This window comes from Halopseudomonas aestusnigri (assembly GCF_002197985.1).
Lineage (GTDB): Bacteria > Pseudomonadota > Gammaproteobacteria > Pseudomonadales > Pseudomonadaceae > Halopseudomonas > Halopseudomonas aestusnigri.
On the sequence record NZ_NBYK01000002.1, the window covers coordinates 31,378 to 55,403 of the forward strand.

A 24,026-nucleotide genomic window follows, 5' to 3' on the forward strand; every position below is an offset into this window, starting at 1 on the left:
TTGTCTAGGGGTGTCCGTCTTTTCAAGGTGTGTGTCATGGGCAAGCAAGTCACTAAGGCTGAGCTCGGTGAGATTGTTGGCCGTGATGAGCGCACGCTATCTCGCTGGCAGAACGCTGGCATGCCGGTGGTCGAGGTTGGCCTCGGGCGCGGCAATGAAAACGTGTATGACACGGCCGCGGTGATCGAGTGGCTGGTGCAGGCTGCCGCACTCAACGGCAAGCGTGAGACAGCCCGCGAGCGGCTGGACCGCATCAAGGGTGACCGCGAGGAACTGGCGCTGGCCCGTGAGTTGGAAGAAGTGGTGCTGGCCGAGGAACTGGTCGAGCGCTTCGAGGCGATGATTACCGCCGCAAAGATCGAACTACTGAACACCTTGCCGGAGAACCTGGCGAGCGAACTTTCTGCCCGATACGGGGTTGAGGTGGATGACCAACTGATCCGCGACCCTATCGAGGCCATCCTCCGAGAGCTGGCGAACTATGACCCTGATGACGAAGACCCGTCAGACGGGGATCCTGACGAACCGGACGATCCGGAGGCTGCTGAAGAAGACGGCGACTAAGTCGCTGCGCCGAGTCTGCCGCAAGTGGTCTCCACCACCCCGGCTGAGCACCATCCAGTGGGCAACCAAGTATCGCTGGCTTGCCCCGGAAGAAGCTGCGCGCCCAGGCAAGTATCGGTTTGAGATTACCCCGCACCTGATCTGGCCAGGCGGCCCGCTTGAGGCGCTGGACGATCCAGCTGTTAACGAGATCGTTGGCAGGAAGTCGGCACAGGTGGCCTGGACAAGCGGCGTGCTTGGTAATGCGCTGGGCAAGTGGATCGACATTGACCCATCGCCGATCCTGGTGCTGTTCCCCAAAGCCGAGGCTGCAAAGCAGTACGTGGCGGAAAAGCTGGAGCCAATGATCGAGGCGACGCCTCGGTTGCGGAAGAAGGTAGACCTGCGCAGCCGCAAGCTGCAGCAGCGGCAGGACTTTAAGAAGTTCCCCGGTGGCTTCCTCAAGCTGGTCGGCTCCAACAGCCCGGCCAGTGTTAAGTCCACCCCGGTACCGCGGGTGGCGGTTGAAGAGCCGGACGACTGCAACCTGAACCTGCGCGGGCAGGGCGACAGCATCAAGCTGGCGAAGGAGCGCCTGAAAACGTTCCGGCGCTCGAAGATCATCATCGGTGGTACGCCGACGATCAAAGGGCTGTCGGCCATCGATGCCGAACTGGAGTTGTCGGACAAGCGCGTTGGCTTGGTGCCGTGCCACGAGTGCGGCCAGGAGCACGCGCTCAGCTTTGACCACCTGCACTGCCCGGAGGATCCGGATTACCAGCACGAGGTGTACGGCAACCATCGCCCAGAGCAGAGCTACTACGCCTGCCCGCATTGTGGCGCGATCTGGGACGACAACCAGAAGAACGCCAACCTGAAACATGGGCGCTGGGAGGCGACCGCCGAGTTTCGCGGCATCGCCGGTTACATTCTCAATGAGCTCTACGCGACCTTCTACGGCTCGCGCTTTGAAGTACTCATGGAGAAGAAGCTGCAGGCCGAGCACGCAGCAGCCCAAGGCAACATCGGGCCGATGATCGCCTACGTGAACAGCTCCAAGGGCGAGAGTTACGAATACCAGAGCGACGCGCCAAAGACCGACGAGCTTGAGCGCCGAGCCGAAGCCTATGGCGAGTTGACCGCGCCGAAAGGTGTGCTGCTGATCACTGTGGGTGTAGACGTGCAGCACGATCGTCTGGCTGTGCTGATGGTTGGCTGGGGGCGTGGTGAGGAGTCATGGCGCCTGTACTGGGGCGAGCTGCATGGCAATCCGCTGGATGTGAAAGACCCGGTGTGGGTCGAGCTGGACAAGCTGCTGGCGACTCAGGTCAAGAGCGAGCACGGATGCCAGATGGTTGTGAGTGCAGCGGGCATCGACTGCTCTGACGGCACATCCAGCGACGCGGTGTACACCTACGTACGCGCCCGGATGCGCTTCAACATCATGGCGGTCAAAGGGGCATCGGTAGACAGCCGGGAGCGCGAGATTTTCGTAAAGCCCGCACCGACCTCCGACACCAACGCAGCGAACACCAAGGCATCGAAGTACGGCCTGCGCCCGTTCATCGTTGGTACCCACAAGGCCAAGTCGCTGATTGATCAGCGGCTGCGCCTGAAGGGCACCGGCCCTGGCCGTATGCACTGGTATAGCGATATCCGCAGCGACTACTACGAGCAGATCACCAACGAGGTGCTGGCTCCGCACCCGCGCAACCCGAGCAAGATGGTCTGGCAGAAAAAGGCAGGCCGTCGCAATGAGGCGCTGGACTGCGAGGTGTACGCGCTGCATGCGGCGCGCAGCTTGAAGACACACATCCTGCGCGACGCCGATTGGGACGCGCTGGAGCAGCAACTGCTGCAACCCAACCTTTTCAATAGCGAAGAGCCCGTCGCGCCCATACCCCGCAAGGCCGCCAAGAGCGGAGGACGCAGGGTGCGCGGTCGGGCGCACTGAGGTGAACCATGACCGATGCACAACAGCGCTTGGCTGACGTTCGGGCGTCGATCAAGACGATCCTTGAGAAGGGCCAGCGCTTCCGCAAGGGCGACCGCGAATTGCAACGCGCCGAACTGGCCAGTCTCCGGATTCTGGAAGCGCAGATCGCCCGTGAAGTGGCTGCGGAGCAAGCAGCCCTGCGCGGTCGCGGGCGCAGCCGCATCACCTACGGGAAGATTTGATCATGGGCATTTTCAAAAAATCTCCCGAGCAGTTGCTCATGCAGGAGGCGCTCAAGCTGGCTCAGGATATCGCACAGCCGAAGATCGTCACGCAGGGCGGTGGCGGAGGCAGCGAGACACGCTGGCGTGGTGCATCGCGCATGCTGCGCAGCATGGTTAGCTGGATTCCGGGGCTTGGTAGCCCGCGGCGCGACCTGGCAAGCAGCGAGCGCAGCATGCTGGTGGCGCGGTCCCGCGACGCGATGCGTAACCACCTGATCGCCCGTGCGGCAATCATGCGGCTGCGCACGAATGTTGTCGGTACCGGGCTGGTGTGTCGGGCTCAGGTCGATACCGAGGCGCTTGGTTTGAGCGAGGAAGAAGGCGATGCGCTGAATGCAAAGCTGGACCGGGTCTGGTCAATCTATGCGGATGACCCACGCGAGTGCGACGCCGAGGCCACGCTCAACCACTACCAGCTGCAAGCGCTGGTGCTGGTGTCGTCGCTGGTGGGTGGTGATGTGCTGGTGTCTACCCCAGATGAGGAGCGCACCGGCTGCGTTTTCAGCACTCGCCTGCAACTGATCGAGACAGACCGCTTGTCAAACCCTGGGCGCGCGCTCGATACCGCTCGCATTGTGGAGGGCGTTGAGTTCGATGCACTGGGCGCTCCTGTGCGGTACCACGTGTGCAGCGGCTACCCGAATGAGCTGACGCTTGGTGCTGAGTTGCGTTGGGACAAGCTGGAAGCCTTCGGCGCCGTAACAGGGCGTCGCAGGGTGCTGCACATCATGGCAGACAAAGAGCGGCCCGGTCAGAAGCGTGGCGCACCTTACCTCGCGCCTGTGCTTGAGCCATTGCAGAAGCTGGAGCGCTACAGCAGTGCCGAGCTGATGGCTGCGGTGGTGTCGGCCATGTTCACCGTCTTCATCGAAAAGAGCAGCGAGTTCGATGATGAAAAGATGAACCTTGCCAGCCTGGTGAATGGCGGCGAAGGCGCATCGACCGATGACGACGACGGTGGAGATATTCAGCTTGGTGAAGGGGCAATCATCGATCTTGGTCGTGGTGAGAAGGCGACCACCGTCAACCCCGGCCGACCCAACGCGCAGTTTGATCCGTTCTTTATGGCCGTGGTGAAGGAGATCGGCGCAGCGCTGGAGCTGCCGGCAGAAGAGATTCTGTTGTTCTACAGCTCAAGCTACAGCGCCGCCCGCGCAGCAATGCTGCAGGCATGGCGGTTCTACAGCCTGCGCCGCTGGTGGCTGACCTGCGACTTCTGCCAGCCCAGCCGTGAATTGATCATCGACGAAGCTGTCGCGCGTGGGCTGATCGATCTGCCTGGCTATGCCGACCCTCTCAAGCGCAAGGCCTACTGCCAGGCGCTGTGGATTGGCCCAGCCCGTGGCGCTATCGACGAGCTCAAAGAAGCCAACGCAGCAGGCAAGCGGATTGAGATCGGCGTCAGCAACGAAACACTGGAAACAGCAGCTATGACCGGCGAGCCATGGCAGCAGGTGTATCGCCAGCGCGCCCGCGAGATTGACCAGCGCCGGCAGGATGGCAACTACCAGTTGCCCAAGGGCGCCCAGCCCGAGCCAGAAGCACCAAACACCAATCAGGAGTAAACCCCATGCCACGTGCATTTGAGCTGGCCGCGTCGCGGTCATGGCTGATGCTGCCTGACGCCCTGGATAACCTGATGGCGATTGCTGATCGCCAAGGTCAGCCGGAGGCGCTGGAAGCCCGGATCGGCAAGCCGCTGGAGAACGCCCGCAGCGTGACCGTGCGCGATGGGATCGCAGTGATCCCCGTGACCGGCCCGATCATGCGTTACGCCAACCTGTTCACGCGTATCAGCGGCGCCACCAGCACTCAGGAGCTGGCGACTGATCTTCAAGTCGCGCTCGATGACCCGAAGATCAAGGGCATCGTGCTGAATATCGACAGCCCGGGTGGTGAGGCCAGCGGCATCAACGAGCTGGCCGACATGATCTATGCAGCTCGGGAGCGCAAACCGATCAAGGCATACGGTGGCGGGTATGTCGCCAGCGGAGCCTACTGGCTCGCCAGTGCGGCTGGCGAACTGGTGATCGATGACACTGCACTGGTGGGCAGCATCGGTGTTGTCACCGAGGTGCTGATCCGCGACGCCAAAGAAGGCGAAAAGCGATACACCATCACCAGCCAGAACGCCCCCAACAAGCGCCCGGACCTCTCCACCGAAGAGGGGCGGGCCGTTCTCAGTAAAACCATCGACTCCATGTCCGGCGTGTTCGTCGCCAAGGTTGCTCGCAACCTGGGCGTTGATGTTGAGCGTATCCCAGAGATGGGCGACCACGGCGGCCTGAGAGTGGGCGCCGAGGCGGTAGACGCCGGGCTCGCACACCGTTTGGGCTCTCTTGAGGGCCTGATCACCGAAATGGCCAAAGCGGCCGCAACCCCGAGGAAACTCACCATGACAACCGTAAAGACCACGGCGGAACTGCAGGCGGCTCTGGCTGCTGGTACCGACCCGAACACCATTCAAATTGCCGCGCCTGAGCCGGTAGACGAGAAGGCCATTACCGCTGCTGCGGTGGCCGCTGAACGCGACCGGGTCAAGGGTATTCAGGCGCTGGCCGCTACCGGCTTCGAGAAGGAGATCGAAGCGGCCATCGACGATGGCTCCAGTGTTGAAGCCACAGCCCTGCAGTTGTTCAAGGCGGCGCAGGATCGTGGCATCAGCCTGGCAGGCATCAAGGCTGATGCAACCCGCACCACTACCCAAACCCCGCCGGCGGAGAGCGAAGCCGCTGAACGGACTGCTGCCGCCAGCGCGATTGCCGCTGGTGCAAACCGTCGTTGATAGGAGGCCACATGGCTAACCCGATCCGTAATACCTATGTGCCGGCTCAGCTTGCTGCTGGCCACTTCCCCGTCGTCATGGACTCGGTGGTGATCGCTCAGGGCATGGTCCTGGCTGCGGGCGCCGTACTCGGCAAGGTCACTGCCGATGACGAATACGTCCTGTCGCTGTCGGCTGCCACAGATGGCTCGCAGAACCCCGAGGTGATCTTGGCTGAGGCAGTGGATACCACTGATGCCCCGGCCCCGGCCCCGGTGATGCTGACCGGTGAAGTGCTCGGCGACAAGCTGACCATTGGCACTGGCCACACCATCGCAAGCGTGAAGGCTGCGCTGCGTCCGCTTTCTCTGTTCATCCGCTGATAGGAGCACTGACAGATGGATATTTTTGATACCCGCACGATGCTCGAAGCCGTCGAGCAGATGAAGACCCCGCGCCGCTTCCTGATGGCGACATTCTTCAACGGCTCCAACCCGCGCACCTTCCCCACCAAAACCGTTGACATCGACATCGTCAAAGGCAAGCGGAAGATGGCGCCGTTCGTGCACCCGAAATTGCCTGGCAGCGTATCGCTGGGCGAAGGCTACAGCAGCAGCACCTACGCGCCGCCGTATGTTCAGCCCAAGCGCGAAACCACTGCCGACCTGATCCTCAAGCGCGCAGCCGGTGAATCACCCTATGCGGCCAAGCCGCCGGCGCAGCGTGCAGCTGAGAAGCTGGGCGCGGATCTGCGCGACCTGGACGAAGAGATCATCCGTCGCGAGGAATGGCAGTGCGCTCAGGCCCTGACCACTGGCCAGATTCGTGTGGTCGGCGAGGGTGTTGATGACACCATCGACTTCCTCATGGCCGCTGATCACAAGATCACGCTCACCACTGGCAAGTGGGATGCCGATGGTTCTGACCCTATCGCCAACCTGCGCGCCTGGAAGCGCAAGATCGCCAAGGACTCTGGCCGGACTGCCAACACTGCAGTGCTGAGCGCCGAAGCGGTTGCGGCCTTCCAGGCCAACGACATGGTGATGAAGCAACTCAACACCCGTCGCGTAGACATGGGCATGATCAAGCCGGAAGAGCTGCCGGACGGTGTGACCTATCTGGGTTACCTGAATGACCCGGGTCTGGACCTGTATGCCTACGACGAGTGGTACCTGGACGAGGAAGACGTCGAGCAGCCGATGATCCCGGCGGGTGGCCTGATTCTCGGTGCCAGCAATACCCGCAACGCGATGCTGTACGGCGCGATTCAGGATCTTGACGCAATCGAGAGCGGAATGGTGGAAGCGGCCCGCTTCCCGAAAAGCTGGGTCACTCCGGAGCCGTCTGCACGCTGGCTGAAGCTGCAAAGCGCGCCCATGGCCGGCTTCCTCGAGCCGGACGCTTTCATCTTCGCCAAGGTGGTGTGACGTGGCTGGCAAAGCGGCTAAGAAGCCGCAAGCCGACTTGGTACCCGTCGAAGATGCTGACGTTCCTGCAGCTGACTCGGCTGACGCTGTGGAAGCGCCAGGAGCTGGTGCAGTGGAAGCCCAGGCTGGTGCTGATTCCGGTGCTGCATCCACTGGGCAGGATGTTGCCCTGGAAGCGGCGGCGCAAGTCACCTCTGCTGGTTTTGTGGTTGCCTGGGGCTGCATTCAGGAAGCCGGCAAAACCTACGTCCAGGGCGATCCGTACCAGCCGCCAACCCCTGAGCTCGAGGAAGAGCTTCTGGGGCAAGGCATCATCAAGCGCGCCGGAGCAGTGGAGGAGTGGCCATGAGCGACTTCTCCGCAGCCATGGACGACATGGACGCCACCCTGCTGGACTCGCTCAAGGATGGGCGCGTCGACTTCCTCACCGCATCCGGGTCGGTTGCGGTTGAGGGGCTCGATGCCATCGTCGAGCAGGATGTCGAGCGCATCAACGAGCTGTCCGGTGCGGTTGATCGCGTGGTCACCATCTGCGTGCTGAAAGGCGCGCTGGGCAGCTACGACCGCAAGGGCGCGTTCCGCAGCAATGCGGGCGAGCCGGTCAAGCTGATCGCCGGCAAGACCATGCACCTGGACGGCATCGAATCTGATGACGGTTCCCTGATCACCTTCTACGTGAGGCCCTGATATGCCTGCTGACGTACAGAGCCAGCTGCTTGCAGAGCTGGAACAGCGGTTGGCCGCGGTGCCCGACTTTGGCGCGCTGGTGTTTGAAGACAGCGTGCTGCGGGTGCTGGATGAGGCCGATCCCGCGCTGCCGGACAGCTTCATCATCCTGCAGCCAGGCGACACGCAGGAGGTGCAGCGCGTCGGCGACGCCGGGGTGCGCGAGCAAACCACGGTAAGCGTGACCCTGGTCACCAAGCTCCGTGCGTTCGCCCCGGCGCTGCGTGCTGGGCGGCTGGCGGTGAAAGTCGCGCTGGCAGGGCCAAAGGCAGGGCTGACGGTTCAGGGCGTGCAGCAGGTTGCTATGCCCAGCGAGTCATCGTTGCCGCCCGCGCCTGGTCGCCTCTGGGCCGCCCACGTCATGCAACTGCAAATCAACTACCAACAACCCCTCAAATAACCGGAGGCATTCATGCCGAAGCACAACGTCACCGCGCCATTCAATTGGAATGCGGGCGGCAAGGTCGTGGCCTATCCAAAGGGCGAGCAGAATCTGCCGCCGGATGTGGCCGCCCACGCTATTAAGAACGGGTTTGTTGCCAAGCCCACCGACGCAACCGCCAAGCAGCCGGCCGCGCCTGAGAAGGCCGAGCCAGCCACCAAGGCCTAACGGGAGTAACCCTTTATGGCACAAGTAGATCGTTCGTTTATCGGCGAGGGCATTGCCTACGCTCGCGCCTATCAGAGCCAGGATGCGCTGCTGGATATCGGCAACTGCGATGTCTTCAACATCTCCTACCAGACCAACCGCATTGCCCTGCCGAACTACCGTGGCGGTGGCGGCAACCGTAACGTCCGTGATCGTGTGACGGATGTGAACACCACGCTCGGCCTGTGGGATCTGACGCCTGAGAACATCGCGCGTGCGACCCGTGCGACTGTGACCGAAGTCGATACCACGCCCATCGTGGACGAAGCCCTGGCATGCGCCGGTGTGCTGGGTGAGCTGATTCCGTTCAAGCACCTGCCGGACCTCACGGTTGCGCCGGTACTGAAAACAGCGTCAGACACTGCGCTGGTTGCCGGTACCGACTACCTGCTGAACCAGCACGGCATCATCGTGTTGAGCACCACCAACATCACCAGCGCCGGCGTCAAAGCCAGCTACACTCCGCGCGGTGCAAGCGTCATTCAGATGCTGACTGCGCCTGCGGTCGAGCTGGAGATTTACATTGCCGGCTTGAACGAAGCCCAGTCGGGTGAGCCCTACAGCCTGCGCGTTCATCGCGTGAAGCTGGGCCTTGTCAGCCAGATGCAAGCCTTCGGTCAGGAGTACCTGAAACTGGAGATCCCGGGCGAAGCGCTGGCGGATGACCGCATCACCGGTACCGGCATCAGCAAGTTCTGCCAGATGGATATGGCGGCTTGATGGTGAGGGAGGGGGTGGAGTGCCGCCCCCTTCCTCGGTTGCTGGTTAGCCGAGCCTTTTGGCGATGTAATCCAAAGCCTCTTGCTCCAACGCCGTCACGGTTTTGCCGGTAGCGACAATATCGGATGCGCCCTGTTTGAAGATGCTTTGAATTTCATTGCTCAGATTGCCGACTTTCCCCACGGACACTTTGAACGTCCTGAGGCTTGGTACTTCCCAGTCAGCCATCATTTTTTGAACGACAGATTCGCTGACTCGGTCGTCGCCTGTCAGGGACTGGAGAAAGGTGGCAATGATCTCGCGCTCTGGTTTGCGCATCTGGCCGTCAGCCTTGGCGATGTAGAAAAGCGCATCAATGGCATCGGGAGCTTCGTTGTATGCCCTGTCCAGCGAGGCGTCAACGCTGCTGGAATAGCGCTCATGTAGGTAGTCGTAAAGGTTGTCGATAATCTCGCCGGACTCTTCGTCAACGCAGTTCTCGATGCGGCTAATGCGGAATGTTCTGTTGTTGTTTCTTAGTCTGCAAAAAGCGACAAGGGTGGGTTCGCCCAGGTGACTGCCTACCGCCTGAACGGTGATGGGGCGCTCGGTTACCTTTCCTTCAACGTCGCGAAACGTAATGAATAGATTGGCCTTAACGGGGAAGGATTCTTGCACCTCCCAGGCGCCTGCCTCCCAAGGGTCACGGTCTGGGTTGCCTTGGTGACTTTGCTGCTCAAAGTCACTTGGCTCGGTTTCAGGGCCGCCGTATTGCGTTACCTGGATGGTGACCCCGGAACCGGTTCTTGCTGGGTTTGTGTTGTTCGCAGATGGGGCCGGCTCCTGCGGTTTCTTGCGTGACTTGACTGACAGGATGGCGATAAGCGTTGCGACGACGCCGAGTATTACTCCACTTAGAAAGTCCATTTTCAGTTCCTTGGTAAGCGCTTGTTGAATAGCGGTCGATTATAGCTTTGTTCTTATACCCTGCCCCGGCAGGGTTTTTTATGGGTTATCGGTTTTACGTGTTGTTGCAGGTAAAACGCATCCTTAAAGCATAATGGCAATAACTTCGGCTTTACGTGTTGTTATAATGAAGGCTCATCCCTTTGAAGGAGAGAAATCATGGACAAGGTATTGGTTGATCGGGAGCTGCTGGCTGGACTTGTCAGTAATGACCGCGAGACTCGGCTAGATGCAGAGCGTCGCATGTATGGCGTCCTCGCCAACCAGCCCGCAGAGGCGGAAGGGGTGGATGCGCCGATTGTGGTTGGTGTGCGTATTAGCTCTGACGGATTCGGCTCTTACATTGCAGATTCAGCCATGGGGATTGGGGCTCTCTATCCTGGTGACGTCCGTGAGCCCCTGACGACCGTCTCCCAGCACGAACGCATCGTGGCGTCACTGGCCTGGCCCGCGAAGACCGAGCAGCAGCCGGAGCAGAGTGCGCTGGTTGAGGCGCTGAAAGGAATGCTTGCTATCCACGACGAGCCATCAGGCTTCGCGGGCAAGTACGGTAGAGCGCTCGATGATGCAATCGCCGCGCAGCAAGTGAAGATAGATCAGCGCATTGCTGCCGCTCGATTAGCGCTCGCCGCTCAAGGGGACGTCGGTGCCTGACTCGCTGTCCCTGCTTCACCCGCTCAAAGTCAAGATCGTGGAATTCCTAGAGGATGAACACGATCTGCAATTCAAGGTTGAATTTCCGGCCCCCGAGTTCTGTACCGCCTGCGGCGCTATTGGCCAATCGATCCGCTTCTCGAAGAAGCTGACCAAGTACGTTGACCTGCCAATCAGGGGCAAGCGCACCGTGCTGTGGGGCATGCGGCGGCGCTACAAGTGCAAGACATGCAGCAAAGTGTTCTCGCCGGCCTTGCTGGACTTCGACGAGAAGCACCGCATGACGAAGCGCTGCCATGCGCACATCATCAAGCAGGCCATGACGACCACTAACTCAGCTGTAGCCCGCGATCTAGGCGTTGATGAGTCGGTGGTGCGCCGGGCCTTGCGCGACTACTGCGCCGAGCAGGAGGTGGGCTACAGGCCCATGCTTCCGCGTGTTCTTGGCATTGACGAACTGCTTGTTGGCGGTGAGTACAGGTGCGTCCTGATCAACCTGGAAGAAAGAACGATCATCGACGTCCTGCCTAACCGCAAGAAAATCGTAATCCATAACTACATCTCCAACATGCGCGGCCGGGATAGGGTCCAGATCGTCTGCCAGGACATGTTCCATCCGTACAAAGACGTGTCGCTAGAGCTGTTCCCTAACGCCACTGTCATCGTCGATAAGTTCCACGTTGTGCGGTACGCCAACGATGCAATGGACCAGATACGAAAGCGGATCAAGCGAGGCCTCACTGTTCCGCAAAAGCGCACCCTGAAAGGCGACCGCAAGCTAATGCTGATGCGGCGGCGTGATTTGGACGTTTGGGCGCACCTGAAGATTAAGACGTGGTTCGATCAGTTCCCCGAGCTAGGTACCGCCTACAACCTCAAGGAAGGCTTCTACAACATTTGGAATAGCAAGACCCACAATGCAGCCAGGCAAGCCTATGACGAATGGCGTCAACGCATCCCTGCCGAGCAAGAGAAGGACTGGAAGGTTGTCACGACCATGATGACCAACTGGGGCGAGTACATTTTCAACTACTTCAAGTTCATCCCCCAGCGGTACACCAACGCGCTAACCGAGTCGATCAACCGCTACCTGCGCGACGTAAACCGTAACGCACGAGGCCTGAGCTTCGAGATGTTCCGCGCCAAGATCATGTTCACCCTAGAGCACAAAGTGAAGCCGCCAGAAACCAAGCGGCTAGCGCCGTTCCTGGCCAGGGAAATCATGGCAGTCGAGCCCATCGAGGACGAGCTGGTGGATTACGGAGTTCCGATTTTCAGCATCCTGCAGCTGTACTCAGAACCAGAAACGGGAGCTTTCCAAGAGGAAGGCTAACAACACAACCAACCACCTCACCTAGGGGTATTCAGAAAGGGCCTAACAACACCCTTTCCCGAATACCCTTTTTTATTGCCCGGAGAAAACCCATGGCTGGCATCAAAGACCGCCTGATTCAGTTCATCCTGCGCGGCAAGGATGATCTGTCGCCCGAGGCCCGCAAGGCGGCGCAGGCGCTGGAGGATGTGCAGTCACAGAGCCAGAGCCTGCGTGATGAGTTTGACCGGGCACGTTCTGCCCGCGGTCTGGCTGAGACCCTGAAGCAAACCCAGCGCGCTGCCGAGCAGGCCGAGCAGGCACTGGTGCAGAATGACCTGCAGGTGCGTGAGCTGCGTGAGGCGCTGAACCAGTCGCCGGAAGCGGCTGGTTTGGCGCAGTCCCTCAAGGATGCCGAGCGCGAAGGCCGCAAGCTGGCAAAGCAAGTGACCGCGCTCAACGCAAGCCTGAGCGATCACGAAGCCGCAGCCCGTGATGCGGGTATCGATACTGCGGATCTGGCCAACGAAGAGAAGCGGCTGGCCGCAGAGCTGGCCAAGGCCAAGGCAGCAGTGGGCGACAACACCGATGAGGTGCGGCGCCTGGAGAATGAGCTGCGCAAGGCGTCGCGGGCATCCTCTGAGTATCGTTCGCGCGTTGATGCCGCCCGCTCGGCTATGACCTCCGGTGCCAAGCAAGTGCTGGCCTTTGCTGCGGCCTACGTCTCGCTCAATGCTGCGTTCAGCCTGGTGCAGAAAGGCCTGAATCTGGTGCGCGATGGCATCTACTCGATGCTGCAAACAGGCGACCAGTTCGAGGGCATGCAGACCCAGCTCACTGCCTTGATGGGCTCCATCGAGGGCGGCGAGCAAGCAACGGAGTGGATCAAGCGCTTTACCCGTGACACGCCCCTGCAGCTGAAGGACGTGACCGAAGCGTTCACGCTGCTCAAGGCATTTGGCCTTGATCCAATGGACGGCACCCTGCAGGCCATTACCGACCAGTCCGAGAAGCTCGGCGGCGGTATGGAAAAGCTGACCGGTATCTCGTCGGCCCTCGGCCAGGCGTGGGCCAAGCAGAAGCTCCAGGGCGAAGAGATTCTGCAGCTGGTCGAACGCGGTGTGCCCGTGTGGGATCTGCTGCAGAAGGTAACCGGCAAAAACACCGAGCAGCTGCAGGAGCTGAGCAGCAAGGGCAAGCTGGGCCGCGATGTAATCCGCGATCTGATCACCGAGATTGGCAAGGCAGCCGAAGGCTCGGCAGCGGCCAACATGAGCCGCCTGGCAGGTATCGTCAGCAACCTGCGTGACGTGGCGGCTGACTTCCTCGATCGCATCGCCAAAAGCGGCGCGCTCGATTACGTCAAGCAGCAGCTGTTGGGCGTGGCCGATGCCATCGACCAGATGGATCGTGACGGCAAGTTGGATCAGCTGGCCACCACCCTGTCCGATGCATTCATCGAGGCGTCGGAGTGGGTCAAGCGGTTCATCGGAGACATTGCAGACTTTGACCTCAGCGAGCTGAGCGACAAGGCCAGCACCTGGCTGAGCGATCTGGGTGCCAAGCTGGACGACGCCCGCATGCGGGTGCAGCTGTTTGTGGCGCCGTTCACCACCCTGTTTCAAGGGCTGGTGGCTGGCTTCGCGGCCATTGGGCTTGCTGCCGTGACGCTGGCTAAGAACATCGCTGACCCGTTCTTGGCAGCAGGGGAGGTAATCGCTGATGCCTTCAATCTGGATTCCCTGAAAGAGAGGATCACCAACGCCCGCAGCGAGATCACAATGCTGCAGGGCGCGCTGGTCAATCAGATCGAGCAGTCTGGCGAGAGCATCCGCAACGCATGGGACGTAACCACGCGGCATCAGGTGCGGGGCGCGCGGGATGTGACCGAGGCGGTCAAGGCCGAGACTGATCAGCAGCGCATGATGAATCAAGCGCTGGCTGATGAAATGGTCAACAACCAGCAGCTGGTGAAGAACGCCGCGATTGAAGCGGCCATCGCCGGCACTCAGGCCATCGCTGACTTTGCCGAAGCCCAGAAGCTGATCGATACCGCCACCACGGTGGAGCAGCTGCAAGGCCTGCGCGCGGCCATGCTGAGCGCGTACCAGGACGGCGCAATCACCCAGCAGGAATACGCAGCCGGCCTCGGCATCGTTGCCGACAAGCTGGACGAAGTAGGGGGCGAGGCCGCCAAAACCGCCAAGTCCCTCTCTGATGTGATCGACGAGCTGGAAGACTTCGCCGGCGTCCAGAAGGCCATCAGCAGCGCCAAAACAGACGTTGATATCAGCAAGCTGCGCACCGCCATCAGCTCGCTGTATGAAGACGGCAAGCTGTCGGTTGACGAGTACAACAAAGCCATCAAGGCGCTGGAGAAGCAACAGGACAAGCTGAGCGAATCGACCGGCAACCAGGCCGACGCCCAGACAAACCTTGAGAAGCAACTGCAGGCCGTGACCGACGCGCTGGCCGAGCAGGCAGCTGCAGAGCAAGCCGCAGCAGATGCCAGGGCAGAGCAGCAAGCAGTCTTCCGCGACGCCTTCAGCACCTTCTTCGACGAGGTGATGACCGCCGCCCGCTCGCCGCTGGCCGAGCTGAGTGATAAAGCCCTGCAAGCGTTTGACGCGCTCAAGGGCATCAGCAGCGTTGATGTGGATCTGGACACCAGCAGTCTCGAAGGCACCGCCGCGTCGCTGAACATCGTCAACGACCAGCTGGCGGACCTGCAAAACAACCTCGATAACCGCATGCGTGGGCCGTTTGCGCGCTGGGCAGATGAAACCCTGTTCGCCAGCCGCAAGCTGCAGGAACAGTTCCTCGAGCAGAAGCTGGCACTGCAGCGGCTGATGGACGGGTATGAGAAGGGAGCGGTCTCGCTGGCCAGCTTCAAGGTGCAGGCCGTTGGCCTCAAGTCCAGCCTTGACCTGCTGGACGCCTCCGACTTCTCGGAGCTGGACAGCGCCCTGGAGTCGGTCAAGCAGCAGTTTGAGTCGGTGGCCGATAGCGCCAAGGGCACGCTCGCCAGCATCAGGGACGAGCTGGACAAAGTGCGCGGCAACGAAGAAGCGATCGAGCGCCGGCGTATGCAAAGCCGGCAGGCTGAACTGCAGGCCCAGATTGCCGAAGCGCAGGCGGTGGGCAATCAGGCCGCCGTTGCAGACCTGCGGCAAGCCCTCGGCATGCTGCGCGCCATTCAGTCCGAGACCGAACTGGCCCGTGAAACCGAAGCCCGGCAGCAACGGCGTGAATCCGTTGCAGCGGCAGCGCCGGAAGCTGCGCCCGCGCCCAGCACGATCATCAGGCTGGAAACGGCGCAGGGCCGTTCTGTCGATGTGAGCGTGCCCACTGGGCAGCAAGACGCACTGCTGGGCATTCTTGAACAGGCTGGATTGAGGAGCGTGTGATGCCATTAACCCTTGGCGCAGTGGACCTGGCTGCCGATCCGGATCTGGCCGGCGACCAGATGGAATGGGTGGACGAGTTCGACTGGGACGCCATCACCCAGAGCCAGGAGCGCGGCCTCACCGGCGCGCTGCTGATTCAGGAGGGCGTCAAGCTGCATGGCCGGCCCATCACCCTGCAGAGCAACGGCGGGGCCTGGTTCACCCTGGCCACTGTCCGGGCGCTGGAAGCGCTGCGCGATCAGCCCGGCGCAGTGATGCAACTGGTGCTGCCGCGCGGTGATCAGTACTGGGTCACTTGGAACCGCGAGAGCGGCCCGCCCCTTGCTGCCAAGCAGGTGATCCGCTCACAAGACATGGCTGACACCGTGTATGAGCTGACCCTGCGGCTGATCACCGTCGCGCCGCCGCCAGAGCCAGAGCCTGAAAGCTGAAAGCTGTCTATAGTGGGATTCGCTGATTGGTGGGAAAAAGCATTCAATTGGTGTAGATTCTTCCGCCACGACAGGACAGGGAAGGGTTATGGCTGCTATTGAAATCAGGGACGATGCGGGTGCTTTGGAGCTTTTGCACGCGTTGTTGGAGTCTCCAGATATGGAGGTTCCAGAGGTCAAGTTTATTGACTGGCCAAAGTTCGAGCTTCATGTAAAGGGCGAGCGTTATCACTCGACGATTACGCCTGAGTTGATGAAGTCTTTCCTGCTTTTTCAGACAAACCTCAACAAGTCGTATGCGCTTGCAAAGTACGCTGACTCAGGTCATCGGCTCCGTGATGCTGAACGAGAAGACCTCAAGCTGCTGGTGGAAGTTGGTGAAGGCAGCTCAGGATTCATAGCGAAACTTGAAGATCAGTTCTTAAAGATAGGTGATGCACTGGCGGAGGGGGTTAAGGATATGGAACCGCGTCAAAAGCTAATCGCCATACTCTTCCTTGGCAGTGCTGCAGTAGGCGGGTGGTCTGTAGATACTTACCTGCAAAACAAGAAGGAAGTCCGGCTTGCGGAAATCGCGGCTCTTGAACATGAGGCTGAGCGGGAGGAGCGAATTCAGACTCTGCAGGTAATGCAGCAGATTGACGCCCAGCACACCGAAGCTATGCAGGGTATGTTCAACCGGGTTGTCGACGAGTTGCCGCAACTCACCACTATTTCAGAGCGAATGGCGGCCTCGTATGACGAGATTATCGCTAGCACTGCTGACTCAGAGTGGATTGAGATGCAGGGCCGCCGTGTTGATGGCGCAGTTGTCAGTGAGTTGGGTAACTCTCCCAGAAATCGTTCTGTAGAAGATCGTGTGGCTGGGGTGTACCGAATTCAGAACGTAGATCACTCAAGCCCTACAGATTACCGCTTCAAGCTCTATGACGTGACCAGGCGTCAGGAGATCGTGGCCACTTTACCCAAAGACGGCAGCATGGTTACCGATCAGATTCTGGACTTACTTCAGGACGCTGAGTGGGGGCGTAAGGTCGTTGCCTTGCACCTAATCACAAAGGTGCGAAGCGGTAGAGTTGTTAAAGCTGAGATTGAGAAGGTGGCACGAGTCGAAGATCAGGCTCGCTACGCAGAGCAAGATCCCGCAGCTGAATAAATCACATTGGTGTCCCAGAAACCCTGCCCCGGCAGGGTTTTTTTATGCCCGGAGAAAAGCATGACCATCACCGTCAATGACGTGAAAATCCTCAAGTCCCAGCGCCTGACCGATGAAAACGACGGCGGCGGGCGCGCCACCGGTGATGCCGTGGTCGACGGTGAGGTGAACAATCTGTTCCCCGATATCAGCCGGCTGGACCGCACCCTTGGTCGCATTGCCCTGCGCAAAGTGTTTGCCGGTGTGCTGACCGAGAATGCCGACGCTTACCTGGGTGCGCACTCCATCGTCACCAAGGCCCCGGCGGATCCGCGCGTGGCCGTGCTGCTGTTCAACAGCAACAGCCAGACCGATGAGCGCTCCGACGCCCGCTCGGTGATCGAGGGCTATGTGGTCCCGTCGACCGTTGCGCAGTTTGAGCTGCTGGGCGATCAGTATGCGGGCCAGCGCGCAATCACTGGTATTCAGCGGCAAGAGGCCCGGGTGCCGGAGGTGGGTGATGTGTTCCAGCTCACCAGCGGTGCCAACAGCCAATACGTGCGCGTGCAGGCGGTGGAGGCTGCGCTCGAGGAGTTTGTGTACGACTACGGCAACGGCAACTTTGTTAACTTCACCCGGCGCCGCCTCTCGATCACGATCACCGCGCCGCTGAACGTCAAGTTCCCGGGCGGGCAGGCTGTGCCCGGTGGCACCAGCGCGACCAACCTGGCCAACGAACCCAAGAGCGTGGTGCTCGCCACGCAGGTTGCAGACTCGGCCCGGTACTACGGCATCAGCCCGCTGGCTGCCGCGATCACCGCTGGCGACATGACTGTCAATGTGGATTCGGTCTACTCGCAGTTGGTACCCAGCGCGGTGAAAGAAAGCGCGCTGACCAATCAGCTCGGCGGTGCCCGCAAGCGCTACGTTGTGCCGGCCAGCCCGACCAGCCGCACGGTTACGCTGCAGTTCGCGCAGGTGACGGCGGGCCAGAGCCGCAGCTTTATCACCCACGGCGCCGCCCTGGGTAGCATGTCGCTCAGCATTAACGGCGGCGTGTATGCAGACGAAGGGCAGGGCGAGCTGACCTGGCGCAGCGGTGCCAACAACTTCACGCGCATCACCGTTGATTACGAAACGGGCGAGATCAACGCCTACCGGTCCAGCACCTACACCGGCTCGGCCAGCCTCACCTATCAGCCGGCAGCAGCGGTCACAGGGGAGAGCGTCACCGGCGAGATCGAAGTGGTGCTGGCCACCCGGGGCTTTGCGTACACGCTCAACCTTGCCGAGGCCAAGCCGCGCCCCGGCACGCTGTCGATCAGCTTTATGGCGCTGGGCAAGTGGTATGATCTGCGGGATCTGGGCAACGGCGAGCTGTCGGGCGAGGGCAGCGGCACGGTTGACTTTGCCACCGGCGCGGTGAGCATCAGCCTCAACGCCTTGCCGGATGCCAACACCAGCCTGGTCTACACCTACGTTTGCCAGATCGACGACAACCTGCAAACCCACACCGGCGCCGGTACCGCGCCGCAGATTCGCGTAGAGCACCAGCTGCCGCATGAGGGCGTAGAGCCTGGCAGCGTGGTGGTCACCGTGCTGCAGGGCGGCGTCAGCCAGACCCTGCTGGATCAGGGCGACGGCACCCTGGCCGGCGCAGCCGGCACCGGCACCGTGGTCTACCTCACCGGCACCGTGCGGCTGGAGCTGGCCAGCACGCCCGACCAGGGCAGCAGCATCGTTTTCGACTACAACCGCGGCGGCGTGGATGTCGATACCCCGCTCACGGCAGCGCCGGACTCGGGCGGCATCGTCAGCGGGGTAATCCCCGGCGCGCCCCTGCAGCCCGGCAGCGTGAACATCCGTTGGCAGTCCACGCGCAAATCGCTGGTGCCGTCCGGTACCGATGGCGTCGCCTACAGCGGCGTGCAGCTGGTGGACTACGAAGCCAACGACGACGGCGTCGGCAACTGGATCGGCTTCATCGGCAGCATCAACTACACAACCGGGGCGTTCAGCCTGCAGGTTGAGCAGCTCTACGACTACGTAGAGCACGAAGTCCAATACAACATGACCGAGGTATAACGATGGGCGTAGTCGCGGGTAAACGATACAAAAGCACGCCGCGCACGGTTACCACCGTTGTGCCGCGTCAGGAGGTATTCGGCGGAACGCTCATGGTGCGTGCCCAGGCTGCCGGTGCCACGTATGAAAGCCAGAGCCACTCAGTCAGCACCCCGGCGCTGGAGCTGGACCTGCTGCCCGGTGTGGCAGACCCGATCGTACCCGGCAGCCTTGTGCTGCAGTGGGGCGGCGAGACCTACATTGATCGCGCTGGCGTGCTGTTCCGCGCGGTCAATACCAGCACCAACGCCGGTGTGGCCGTGGGCACGGTCGACTACCTCGGCCGCAAGGCCACGCTGGCCAGCTACCCGGCAGGCATCAGCGGCGGCGTCACGCGCCTCGCCTGCCTCACCAGCAGCGCCGGCTTCAGCACCACCGAACTCACGTTCCGCACGCCCGGCGCACCTCTGCGGCCTGCCAGCCTGCAGATCACCGTAGTGCGGGCAGACACAGCAGAAATCGTCACCGCAACGGCAGACCTTAACGGCAACATCACCGGCGGCATTGTTCACGGCAGCGTAGACATTCAAACCGGCATCGTCCGCCTGCGCTTCACCACCGACCCGCTGGACGTGAGCGGCGCCGCCAGCGTGCCGGTGATCGCGTCGCTGATCACATACAACGCCGTTGTACAGACCAGCCTGCCAATGTCCGCAGAGCTGCTGGGGCTCGACCCGGTGCGCCTACCGGCAGACGGGCGAGTGCCGGTGTACCGCGACGGCGACGTGCTGGTGATCCAGCACACCGCCGAGACAGAGGCGACCCCGGTAGCTGGCGACACGGTGCAGCTGCCGCGTATTTACCAGGCGGCCATCGAAGTGGTCGACGCCAACGGCGTTGCCCTGCGCCCGGATCAGTACACCACTGACCGTGAGCTGGGCACGCTGACCTGGGCAGACCCGTTCACCGCCGTGGATGCCGAAGGCAACCCGCTGACCAGCCCGCTGGTGATCCGCGACCGCGTGGAGCACATGACCGTGTGCACCGAGGTGCAGATCACCGGCGCACTCGGCATTGGCTCGCCCGTGCCGTGGGACCTGCCCGCCGCTGAAACGGTGGTCAGCAGCGCCGTTACCTGGGGCGACCTGCAGGCGCGGGTCTACAACTGGTTCACGCAGAAAGCCTGGAACACCGGCTCACCTAACTGGACGGATGCGCAGCAAGGCGACAGCACTACCGCCCAGTTCAACCTGCTGAACTACCCGATCGAGATCACCAACATCGGCGCGATCAGCGGCAAGTGGGCAATCATTTTCACCGGCTCCAGCACCTTCAACGTGGTGGAAGAGCAACTGGGTGTCATCGCCACTGGGACCACCGGCAGCGACTGCTCACCGATCAATCCGGCCACCGGCTCACCATACTTCGTGATCCGGGCTGCAGGCTGGGGCACCGGCTGGGCGGCCAGCAACGCGGTGCGCTTCAACACCGATGCCTGTCTTGGCCCGATGTGGATCGTGCGCACGGTGGTGAGCGGGCAGGGCACGGTTGAAGACGACCAGTTCAAGATCCAGATTCGTGGGGATGCAGACTGATGAGTGAAGAGAATCTGCTGGCAGGTGTGCTGCAGGCGCAGGTGCGGGTGGATAGTTTGCCCGCCGCGCGTCAGATCGTTGCTGTTGAGCGACAGACCGATGGGTCCTGGCGCATTGCGGGTATTGGTACCAGCGATGAGTCCGGTCTGGCCGAGCTGCATATTCGGGCCCAGTATCGCGAGTCGGATATCTACGCGCTGGCTATCGACGAATGGGGCAGCAAGTGGGAAGCCAATATGGTTGTCGCTGTTGGCGATCTGCTCCGTCCATCCAGCTTTGTTGGCTGGCTGTATCGGGTAACGCAGGCGGGCACCTTGCCGGCAGCCGAGCCTGAGTGGTGGAACAGCGCAGCAATTGGCCCGCAGCCAGTTGGTACTGCGACGTTGGAGGCTGTTAGGTACTACCGGCCGTTGGCACACGGGCCGCTGGCTGTTGAGTACGCTGAGGTGCCATGGACGCCTCTTGATCTTTCTGTGCCGCCGAAGGTTTGGCTCGACTGGGAAAGCGACGTTACGGATGTGTCTGGGGCGGCGAGTGTCTGGGCGGATCGGAGCGGGAACGGATACGACGTTACCCAATCAAACGCCGCTTGGCGTCCGTCTATTGCTGCGATGAGCGGAGGAACGAAGCGGGTTCTAGAGTTTGATGGCGCCGCAGACCATTTGGATATCCCGTCTGCGGCTCTGGGCTTATTTCGTAACACCGGAGCGGGCTGGATTTTCGTTATTGAGAGGGCGTCCGCTTCTGACTCTTCCGACGTTGAACGTCCACTTGTTGTATTCACGGTGGGTGGTGGTACGTCTACTCGGTTTGGGGTCTTTCACGGGCTTACGTCCGCCGGCTCTGGAGATAAGCTCACTACCGGTGGACGCCGACTCGATAGCAACGGATTCCAGGCTGCCCCGCCGTCTGCTATCGCTGCTGGATGGAACATGGTTCTCGGGGTAGCGAACTGGAGTAGTGCCAGATGCAGCCAATACATTAACGGCGCTCTTGACGGCGAGAACTCTTCTTTTCAGACGCCAGGTCTAACAAGTAACTCGGACTCCAATATCGCCCGTATCGGCGGCAATGCGCTTACTTCAGGTTCGACAACAAGGTTCCGAGGTCAGATCGCGGCAGTAATTATCGGCTCTGGCAGTATTCCGGCTGACGCCGAGATCGACAAGCTGTTCGGTTGGGCAGCATGGGAACTTGGTCTCCAGTCAGTTCTCGGCGAAGGGCACCCATACAAGTACGCTCGCCCTTATATCTAATTGCAGCAGGTGACGGACGACATGAGCTACACGCCATTAACGGCTGTCTTTGAGTTTGAGGGCGGCCATTACGTCCCGCTGCTACCAGCAGTCTTCGACTTCGGGGGTAGCTATGCTGGCTACGTCCTGCCCCCCAGCCTCGTCACCTCCCTCACCAGCACCTGGTCTCGTCCATCGGCAGCAGCAGACGCTGGAGCAGTGGCGGGCTGGAGCGCAGTAGGCCAGCGTGATGCAGTGGGTGTGTCCGGGTGGGGTGTCGGCCAGGTGGTCGACCTGCAGTGCGACGCGCCGTGGTCTGGGATGCCAGCGAAGGACAGCAGCAACGATCTGGAGTGGGGCACTGCCAGCGCTATGGATGGCGCAGCAACCCGCGCGCAATGGGGCGATCTGCCAGCCAAGGATCTGGGCGTTGCGCCGGGGTGGGATCAGAGCATTCAGCCGGTCGAGTGGCAGGTGCGGCTGGTCTACAACCCGCGCGTGCCCGCCAAGGATGCGACCACCCGTGGCCGCTACCAGCGCAGCGCTGAGTATCGCGCGCGCAAGTTGCAGCAGCAGAGCAGCCAGCTGTACGTGCCGCCGCAGCCATTGGCGTTCGCGTTCGATGGGGGGCTGTACACCCCGTCGGTCAACGGTGCGGTGTTCTTCACCTTCGCGCTGCCGCCAACGGTGGCCGGCCAGATCGGCCCTGTGGATGCCTCAACTGGGTTGCCCGTCCGCCCTGCGCGCCGGGTCAACCACGGCAGCCGCTTGCCGTGGGGCAGGGCCACGCCGCTCGACCCAGTACCAACCGGCATTGAGTACCCAGACTACGAAGGCCCCATCACCATCATCACCCCGCCGGCCGAGCCGGATATTCTGGAGACCTACATGATCGCCAACAGCGTCAGCGTTGTGGTGCTGCCTGACCGGGTGGCGCTGGATGCGACTAACATCCGCATAGGGCGTGATATCGATAGCTTCGCCTGGACGCTCTCGGCCAACCTGTTCGGGCGCACGTCGCTCAATCAGGTGCGGCCGGACGCCAGCGGCCCGAAGGAAGTGGAGGTGACCATCAATGGCCACGTCTGGGTGTTCCTGATCGAGCGCTACAGCGGTGCCCGCCAGTTCGGCAAAGAGGCTTACACCGTCACCGGTGTCAGCCGCACCCAACTGCTGGCCGCGCCATACGCGCCACCCCGCAGCAGGGTGAACACGGCAGATATCAACGCCGAGCTGGCCGCCAGCAATGAACTGATCAACACCGGCTTCACCCTCAACTGGGACAGCTATACCCTCGGCCCGCCAGACTGGACGCTACCGGCCGGGGCGTTTAGCTACCAGAGCCAGACCCCGATGCAGGTGATTGCCGCCCTGGCTGAAACCGCCGGCGGTGTAGTCAGCCCCGCATTGGCCAGCGATGAGCTGGCCATTCTGCCGCGCTACCGCGCGCCGGTCTGGCAGTGGTCCAGCGCAGTAATGGATCGGATCATTCCTGCCGCAATCATCGACGACCTGGGCAGCGAGTGGCAGCCTCAGCCGGATTGGAACAGTTGCTATGTCAGCGGCACGAACTACGGGGTTGCAGTCGACGTGCGCCGCACCGGCACCGCAGGCGACAACCCCGCGCCGGACGTGTTCGCAGACTGGATCACCGGTACCGAAGTGGCCCGCAGCCGTGGCATTGCCGAGATCTGCAAAGGCGGGCAGCAGGAGATTGTCACCCTGAACCTGCCGCTCTTCCCTGCAGAAACCGCCCCCGGCCTTGTCACGCCCGCGCAGCTGTGTGAAGTGCGCGACGTTGATGAAACCTGGCGCGGCCTGTGCCTGAGCACAGAGATCACCGCAGAGGGCATTGGCGCAAGCCGGGTCAAGCAAAGCATCCGCCTCGAACGGCATCACGCGGAGGGCGCGTAGTGGCAACAGTCAACCCGTGGAAACGCTTCATCGGCCTGCTGCCCGGCGGCAGCCGCACAGTCGGTACCGTGGCCAACGTCAACAACGCAGCCGGCACAAGCACAGTGACCCTGCGCAATGGCGTGCAAGTGGTGGTGCAGGGCACCAGCGTCGGGGCAGGGCAAAAGGCATTCATCACAGACGGCCGCATCACCGGCCAAGCGCCAAGCCTGCCGCAGTACGACATTGAGGTATAGCGGGGGAGAGTTGCCGGTACTGCATAACCCGGCTTTGGAACAGCTCACG

At 61.5% G+C, this 24,026-nt stretch carries 23 protein-coding genes; 22 read left to right on the forward strand and 1 reads right to left on the reverse strand.

Annotated features, from left to right (window positions below; all coding sequences use genetic code 11):
* Nucleotides 1–36 precede the first annotated feature (36 nt).
* The 12 genes from B7O88_RS04255 to B7O88_RS04310 all read left to right on the forward strand — a co-directional run bounded on the left by B7O88_RS04255 (nucleotide 37) and on the right by B7O88_RS04310 (nucleotide 9,049).
* Nucleotides 37–564, forward strand: a complete 528-nt coding sequence (locus tag B7O88_RS04255; RefSeq protein ID WP_088273983.1) for a terminase small subunit — start codon at nucleotides 37–39, stop codon at nucleotides 562–564.
* Nucleotides 482–2,497, forward strand: a complete 2,016-nt coding sequence (locus B7O88_RS04260; protein ID WP_328587505.1) for a phage terminase large subunit family protein — start codon at nucleotides 482–484, stop codon at nucleotides 2,495–2,497. Before B7O88_RS04255 ends, B7O88_RS04260 begins: the two co-directional genes overlap by 83 nt.
* 8 nt (nucleotides 2,498–2,505) lie before the next feature.
* Complete coding sequence (locus B7O88_RS04265) at nucleotides 2,506–2,721, forward strand: hypothetical protein (RefSeq protein WP_088273984.1); 216 nt, start codon at nucleotides 2,506–2,508, stop codon at nucleotides 2,719–2,721.
* Nucleotides 2,722–2,723: 2 nt separating this feature from the next.
* Complete coding sequence (locus tag B7O88_RS04270) at nucleotides 2,724–4,328, forward strand: phage portal protein (protein ID WP_088273985.1); 1,605 nt, start codon at nucleotides 2,724–2,726, stop codon at nucleotides 4,326–4,328.
* Between the two features lie 5 nt (nucleotides 4,329–4,333).
* On the forward strand, nucleotides 4,334–5,548 hold the full coding sequence (locus B7O88_RS04275) for a S49 family peptidase (RefSeq protein WP_088273986.1): 1,215 nt from the start codon (nucleotides 4,334–4,336) through the stop codon (nucleotides 5,546–5,548).
* Between the two features lie 11 nt (nucleotides 5,549–5,559).
* Nucleotides 5,560–5,910 carry a head decoration protein gene (locus B7O88_RS04280; RefSeq protein ID WP_088273987.1) on the forward strand — a complete coding sequence of 117 codons (351 nt, stop codon included), beginning with the start codon at nucleotides 5,560–5,562 and terminating at the stop codon, nucleotides 5,908–5,910.
* 15 nt (nucleotides 5,911–5,925) lie between these two features.
* The gene (locus tag B7O88_RS04285; RefSeq protein WP_088273988.1) at nucleotides 5,926–6,954 is read left to right on the forward strand and encodes a major capsid protein; all 1,029 of its coding nucleotides are present in this window, start codon (nucleotides 5,926–5,928) and stop codon (nucleotides 6,952–6,954) included.
* 112 nt (nucleotides 6,955–7,066) lie between these two features.
* Nucleotides 7,067–7,303, forward strand: a complete 237-nt coding sequence (locus B7O88_RS04290) for a hypothetical protein (RefSeq protein WP_140418564.1) — start codon at nucleotides 7,067–7,069, stop codon at nucleotides 7,301–7,303.
* Complete coding sequence (locus B7O88_RS04295; RefSeq protein ID WP_235005729.1) at nucleotides 7,300–7,641, forward strand: hypothetical protein; 342 nt, start codon at nucleotides 7,300–7,302, stop codon at nucleotides 7,639–7,641. The genes B7O88_RS04290 and B7O88_RS04295 overlap by 4 nt, the downstream gene beginning before the upstream one ends.
* Nucleotide 7,642: 1 nt before the next feature.
* A complete protein-coding gene (locus B7O88_RS04300) occupies nucleotides 7,643–8,080 on the forward strand; it encodes a hypothetical protein (RefSeq protein ID WP_088273990.1) in 438 nt (145 codons plus the stop codon).
* A 12-nt stretch (nucleotides 8,081–8,092) separates the two neighbouring features.
* A complete protein-coding gene (locus B7O88_RS04305; protein ID WP_088273991.1) occupies nucleotides 8,093–8,290 on the forward strand; it encodes a hypothetical protein in 198 nt (65 codons plus the stop codon).
* Between the two features lie 15 nt (nucleotides 8,291–8,305).
* Nucleotides 8,306–9,049 carry a phage tail tube protein gene (locus B7O88_RS04310; protein ID WP_088273992.1) on the forward strand — a complete coding sequence of 248 codons (744 nt, stop codon included), beginning with the start codon at nucleotides 8,306–8,308 and terminating at the stop codon, nucleotides 9,047–9,049.
* A 45-nt stretch (nucleotides 9,050–9,094) separates the two neighbouring features.
* Here the strand turns inward: B7O88_RS04310 and B7O88_RS04315 are convergent, their stop codons facing one another.
* Nucleotides 9,095–9,955 carry a hypothetical protein gene (locus B7O88_RS04315; RefSeq protein ID WP_088273993.1) on the reverse strand — a complete coding sequence of 287 codons (861 nt, stop codon included), beginning with the start codon at nucleotides 9,953–9,955 and terminating at the stop codon, nucleotides 9,095–9,097.
* A gap of 198 nt (nucleotides 9,956–10,153) precedes the next feature.
* Between B7O88_RS04315 and B7O88_RS04320 the strand changes: the two genes are divergently transcribed.
* From B7O88_RS04320 to B7O88_RS04360, 10 genes are all read left to right on the forward strand, one after another.
* Complete coding sequence (locus tag B7O88_RS04320; RefSeq protein WP_088273994.1) at nucleotides 10,154–10,648, forward strand: hypothetical protein; 495 nt, start codon at nucleotides 10,154–10,156, stop codon at nucleotides 10,646–10,648.
* Entirely contained in the window at nucleotides 10,641–11,981 is a 1,341-nt protein-coding gene (locus B7O88_RS04325) for an ISL3 family transposase (RefSeq protein ID WP_088273995.1), read from the forward strand. Before B7O88_RS04320 ends, B7O88_RS04325 begins: the two co-directional genes overlap by 8 nt.
* 92 nt (nucleotides 11,982–12,073) lie before the next feature.
* Complete coding sequence (locus B7O88_RS04330) at nucleotides 12,074–15,367, forward strand: tape measure protein (RefSeq protein WP_088273996.1); 3,294 nt, start codon at nucleotides 12,074–12,076, stop codon at nucleotides 15,365–15,367.
* Nucleotides 15,367–15,798, forward strand: a complete 432-nt coding sequence (locus tag B7O88_RS04335; RefSeq protein ID WP_235005730.1) for a hypothetical protein — start codon at nucleotides 15,367–15,369, stop codon at nucleotides 15,796–15,798. The genes B7O88_RS04330 and B7O88_RS04335 overlap by 1 nt, the downstream gene beginning before the upstream one ends.
* A gap of 88 nt (nucleotides 15,799–15,886) precedes the next feature.
* The gene (locus B7O88_RS04340; protein WP_088273997.1) at nucleotides 15,887–16,954 is read left to right on the forward strand and encodes a hypothetical protein; all 1,068 of its coding nucleotides are present in this window, start codon (nucleotides 15,887–15,889) and stop codon (nucleotides 16,952–16,954) included.
* Between the two features lie 60 nt (nucleotides 16,955–17,014).
* Nucleotides 17,015–19,018: a hypothetical protein gene (locus tag B7O88_RS17920; protein WP_172409635.1), complete on the forward strand. Its 2,004-nt coding sequence runs from the start codon at nucleotides 17,015–17,017 to the stop codon at nucleotides 19,016–19,018.
* A 2-nt stretch (nucleotides 19,019–19,020) separates the two neighbouring features.
* Nucleotides 19,021–20,592, forward strand: coding sequence for a hypothetical protein (locus tag B7O88_RS17925; RefSeq protein ID WP_172409636.1), 1,572 nt, complete (start codon nucleotides 19,021–19,023; stop codon nucleotides 20,590–20,592).
* On the forward strand, nucleotides 20,592–21,848 hold the full coding sequence (locus B7O88_RS04350; protein WP_088273998.1) for a hypothetical protein: 1,257 nt from the start codon (nucleotides 20,592–20,594) through the stop codon (nucleotides 21,846–21,848). The genes B7O88_RS17925 and B7O88_RS04350 overlap by 1 nt, the downstream gene beginning before the upstream one ends.
* 21 nt (nucleotides 21,849–21,869) lie before the next feature.
* The gene (locus B7O88_RS04355) at nucleotides 21,870–23,741 is read left to right on the forward strand and encodes a hypothetical protein (protein WP_172409637.1); all 1,872 of its coding nucleotides are present in this window, start codon (nucleotides 21,870–21,872) and stop codon (nucleotides 23,739–23,741) included.
* Nucleotides 23,741–23,977, forward strand: a complete 237-nt coding sequence (locus tag B7O88_RS04360; protein WP_088273999.1) for a hypothetical protein — start codon at nucleotides 23,741–23,743, stop codon at nucleotides 23,975–23,977. The genes B7O88_RS04355 and B7O88_RS04360 overlap by 1 nt, the downstream gene beginning before the upstream one ends.
* The last annotated feature ends 49 nt before the right edge of the window (nucleotides 23,978–24,026 follow it).

What these genes read in the sequence shown, in the direction of transcription:
- B7O88_RS04340 (WP_088273997.1), top strand. Translation starts at nt 15,887, where the DNA reads ATGGCTGCTATTGAAATCAGGGACGATGCGGGTGCTTTGGAGCTTTTG.
- B7O88_RS04260 (WP_328587505.1), top strand. Translation starts at nt 482, where the DNA reads ATGACCCTGATGACGAAGACCCGTCAGACGGGGATCCTGACGAACCGG.
- B7O88_RS17925 (WP_172409636.1), top strand. Translation starts at nt 19,021, where the DNA reads ATGGGCGTAGTCGCGGGTAAACGATACAAAAGCACGCCGCGCACGGTT.
- B7O88_RS04315 (WP_088273993.1), bottom strand. Translation starts at nt 9,955, where the DNA reads ATGGACTTTCTAAGTGGAGTAATACTCGGCGTCGTCGCAACGCTTATC.
- B7O88_RS04335 (WP_235005730.1), top strand. Translation starts at nt 15,367, where the DNA reads ATGCCATTAACCCTTGGCGCAGTGGACCTGGCTGCCGATCCGGATCTG.
- B7O88_RS04355 (WP_172409637.1), top strand. Translation starts at nt 21,870, where the DNA reads ATGAGCTACACGCCATTAACGGCTGTCTTTGAGTTTGAGGGCGGCCAT.
- B7O88_RS04255 (WP_088273983.1), top strand. Translation starts at nt 37, where the DNA reads ATGGGCAAGCAAGTCACTAAGGCTGAGCTCGGTGAGATTGTTGGCCGT.
- B7O88_RS04270 (WP_088273985.1), top strand. Translation starts at nt 2,724, where the DNA reads ATGGGCATTTTCAAAAAATCTCCCGAGCAGTTGCTCATGCAGGAGGCG.
- B7O88_RS04320 (WP_088273994.1), top strand. Translation starts at nt 10,154, where the DNA reads ATGGACAAGGTATTGGTTGATCGGGAGCTGCTGGCTGGACTTGTCAGT.
- B7O88_RS04305 (WP_088273991.1), top strand. Translation starts at nt 8,093, where the DNA reads ATGCCGAAGCACAACGTCACCGCGCCATTCAATTGGAATGCGGGCGGC.
- B7O88_RS04310 (WP_088273992.1), top strand. Translation starts at nt 8,306, where the DNA reads ATGGCACAAGTAGATCGTTCGTTTATCGGCGAGGGCATTGCCTACGCT.
- B7O88_RS04300 (WP_088273990.1), top strand. Translation starts at nt 7,643, where the DNA reads ATGCCTGCTGACGTACAGAGCCAGCTGCTTGCAGAGCTGGAACAGCGG.
- B7O88_RS04275 (WP_088273986.1), top strand. Translation starts at nt 4,334, where the DNA reads ATGCCACGTGCATTTGAGCTGGCCGCGTCGCGGTCATGGCTGATGCTG.
- B7O88_RS04280 (WP_088273987.1), top strand. Translation starts at nt 5,560, where the DNA reads ATGGCTAACCCGATCCGTAATACCTATGTGCCGGCTCAGCTTGCTGCT.
- B7O88_RS04265 (WP_088273984.1), top strand. Translation starts at nt 2,506, where the DNA reads ATGACCGATGCACAACAGCGCTTGGCTGACGTTCGGGCGTCGATCAAG.
- B7O88_RS04350 (WP_088273998.1), top strand. Translation starts at nt 20,592, where the DNA reads ATGAGTGAAGAGAATCTGCTGGCAGGTGTGCTGCAGGCGCAGGTGCGG.
- B7O88_RS04295 (WP_235005729.1), top strand. Translation starts at nt 7,300, where the DNA reads ATGAGCGACTTCTCCGCAGCCATGGACGACATGGACGCCACCCTGCTG.
- B7O88_RS04330 (WP_088273996.1), top strand. Translation starts at nt 12,074, where the DNA reads ATGGCTGGCATCAAAGACCGCCTGATTCAGTTCATCCTGCGCGGCAAG.
- B7O88_RS17920 (WP_172409635.1), top strand. Translation starts at nt 17,015, where the DNA reads ATGACCATCACCGTCAATGACGTGAAAATCCTCAAGTCCCAGCGCCTG.
- B7O88_RS04285 (WP_088273988.1), top strand. Translation starts at nt 5,926, where the DNA reads ATGGATATTTTTGATACCCGCACGATGCTCGAAGCCGTCGAGCAGATG.